This is a genomic window from Nodularia harveyana UHCC-0300 (assembly GCF_034931085.1).
In the GTDB taxonomy this organism is placed as follows: Bacteria; Cyanobacteriota; Cyanobacteriia; order Cyanobacteriales; family Nostocaceae; genus Nodularia; species Nodularia harveyana.
This window is the reverse complement of the sequence record NZ_JAYGHG010000067.1, coordinates 1-2,598: the sequence shown is the minus strand read 5'-3', so window position 1 is coordinate 2,598 and position 2,598 is coordinate 1. Positions and strand designations below refer to the sequence as shown.

Annotated in this window: 2 protein-coding genes and 2 pseudogenes; all 4 read left to right on the top strand. The window is 40.2% G+C overall.

Annotated features, from left to right (window positions below; all coding sequences use genetic code 11):
- Nucleotides 1–93, top strand: a pseudogene (locus VB620_RS20810) (IS5/IS1182 family transposase); the annotation flags it as partial.
- 607 nt (nt 94–700) lie between these two features.
- Nucleotides 701–1,474 carry a DUF502 domain-containing protein gene (locus tag VB620_RS20805; protein WP_323198057.1) on the top strand — a complete coding sequence of 258 codons (774 nt, stop codon included), beginning with the start codon at nt 701–703 and terminating at the stop codon, nt 1,472–1,474.
- A 106-nt stretch (nt 1,475–1,580) separates the two neighbouring features.
- Nucleotides 1,581–2,210 carry a transcription antitermination factor NusB gene (gene nusB / locus VB620_RS20800; RefSeq protein ID WP_323198056.1) on the top strand — a complete coding sequence of 210 codons (630 nt, stop codon included), beginning with the start codon at nt 1,581–1,583 and terminating at the stop codon, nt 2,208–2,210.
- A gap of 223 nt (nt 2,211–2,433) precedes the next feature.
- Nucleotides 2,434–2,598: pseudogene (locus VB620_RS20795) on the top strand (RNA-guided endonuclease TnpB family protein); the annotation flags it as partial.

Below are 2,598 nucleotides of genomic sequence, written 5' to 3'. Positions count from 1 at the left end.
CGATTGGTCAGAGACTATGAGTTATTACCGGAAACATCAGAGACATTTATCTACCTTGCCATGATCCGTATTATGGTCAGGCGACTAGCTTAATTTTTGACTCCCTAAAACTTTTCAAACACCCTCTCAGTCCACCTCACCTTTACTTACACAGACAAGATTGTTAACAAAATCGACCTTTCCTAGCTACTGAGATTTTTAATATCATAGGTAACAGGTGGGAAACTATGTAATGATCAGGTTTTGATCATCTGTTTTTATCCTTAGCGACCTGGGGACCGAGATATCTGAGGATACTTTTCTACCTTATAATAAATTAATATTCTGGCAGTTAAATTTTCAGAAACATAATTGCTGCCGAGTTACAAGTCAACAAGCTGATGAAAATCCTTCTTTAGCTAGAGTGTCAGACTTACAGAATTATGAGCAGCTTTTAATTGAGCGCGATAGGATGAATAATAGATAAGAGACTTGCAACAATGATTTACAAGTCTGATCAAGAAAAGTAACATCCTCAAAGTCAAATCAGGACTTATCTTAATTGGTAAGTGTCTATATGCACCTGTGTAGGAAAAAACTGTTTTTCTCGTCATAAGTGCATATTTTCGTAGCATTAGCCCAAATGTTAACTAGATTTGACAGTTGCTTGAAGTATTAAATATGACAAGCAATCCTTTCGCAACTTTAGAAGTATGCGGGTATGAATACCAATAACAAAAGTTCCAGTAGCCTAAAAGAGGAGAATAGGGACTTGGGAATTAATCATCTCAAACAGGATTTAAAGAACGACCTGATTGCTGGATTGTTGGTAGTAATTCCCTTAGCAACAACCATTTGGCTAACCATTACTATCGCTAATTGGGTAATCAACTTTCTCACGAAAATTCCCAAACAACTCAATCCCTTTGATGGTCTCCAACCTATATTAGTAAATATACTGAATCTCGCCGTAGGACTTGCCGTCCCTCTATTAAGTATCTTGTTAATAGGGTTGATGGCGCGGAATATCGCTGGGCGTTGGTTATTAGATTTTGGTGAGCGAATATTACAGGCAATCCCTTTAGCTGGCCAGGTATACAAAACCCTGAAACAACTTTTAGCCACCCTACTCAAAGATTCTAACAGCAAGTTTCGCCGGGTGATTTTAGTAGAGTATCCCAGAAAAGGAATTTGGGCGATCGCCTTCGTCACAGGTAACATGAGCAACGAAATTCAAACTCATCTACCAAGTCCCATGCTCAGTGTGTTCATTCCCAGTACCCCAAACCCCACCACCGGATGGTATGCCATTGTTCCAGAGGATGAGGTAGTCAACCTCTCAATGCCCATAGAAGATGCCTTTAAAGTATTAGTTTCTGGGGGAATTATCGCTCAAAATACCCCTCTAGCTCCCCTAGTTCTGCCTAAAGAGCGAAATCTAGAAACAGCAACCCTAGAAACCAAAATGCCTATTATCCCCTGCGATGAAACTTAAAATCAATCCGGCAAAGTCACCAGTAAACAGATAGTATGATTATCTAACCAAACCAGAATCCTTTCATTACAAACCCTGAATCATTAGTGCTGAGGCACTCACTTCCATGCAAGAAAGAAAACCCCAACAAATTTCTCGTGAATTGGCTCTATTAAGTCTTAGCCAATTACCAATTAATCCTAAAAAATTAACAGAAGATCATCTGCCAAAATTAGTCTTAGCCACAGTCCGTACCCTAAGATCAGAAGTTCAAGATACTCTTGATACCGCCACTGGAGACCTGCAACGTAGTAACGAGCGCCTGTTAACTAGTCAAACTCGTGCCTCAGACCTTGATACTGCCAGAAACCTCCTGAAAGAGGCCATAGACTATACCCAAACAGCCATCAATCAACTGGGAGCCGCCGTTGAATTCCCCGAATTAATTCAACTAGCAAATCAAGATAAAGAAGTGGGCAGATATGCCATCCAACTGGTCAAAATCATCAACGAAAACCGAATCATCATCGACGAACAAATTTCCTCTGCTTTAGTAGATTGGCAAGTCACTCGCCTAGCCCAAATAGACAGAGATATTTTGCGAATTGCTGTGGCAGAAATGATGTTTTTAAATCTACCAGACAGAGTAGCTATCAACGAAGCGGTAGAACTAGCCAAACGCTACAGTGGAGATGAAGGTCACCGATTTATTAACGGTGTTCTGCGCCGATTTACCGAACAAAAAGCCCCCGTGTAGTACATCACCCTGAGTTTTGACTGTTGTGAGAAAAAGCCAGTTGTTGACAAAGCCTTCCCCCTTATGGGGGAAACTGGTTTGAAGAGGTGATTACCCCAGGAAATAGTCAATACTTCTATTACCGAAGAAATGGGTTTAAAGCCCCGTTGTTCTACGACGGCTTTTTATTATATTTGAATTAATCTTATACCAAAAGTGGTAGTATAAGATAGGAGGTAGAAAGATGCTTGTTTTTGAGTTTAAAGCTTATGGAAAGTCAGGGCAATTCATTGCAGTAGATAAAGCAATTCGTACTGCTAAGTTCATTCGGAATAGCTGTATTCGGCTATGGATGGATGTTAGTGGTGTAGGCAAAAACGACTTGCAAAAATATTGTGCTGTACTTGCA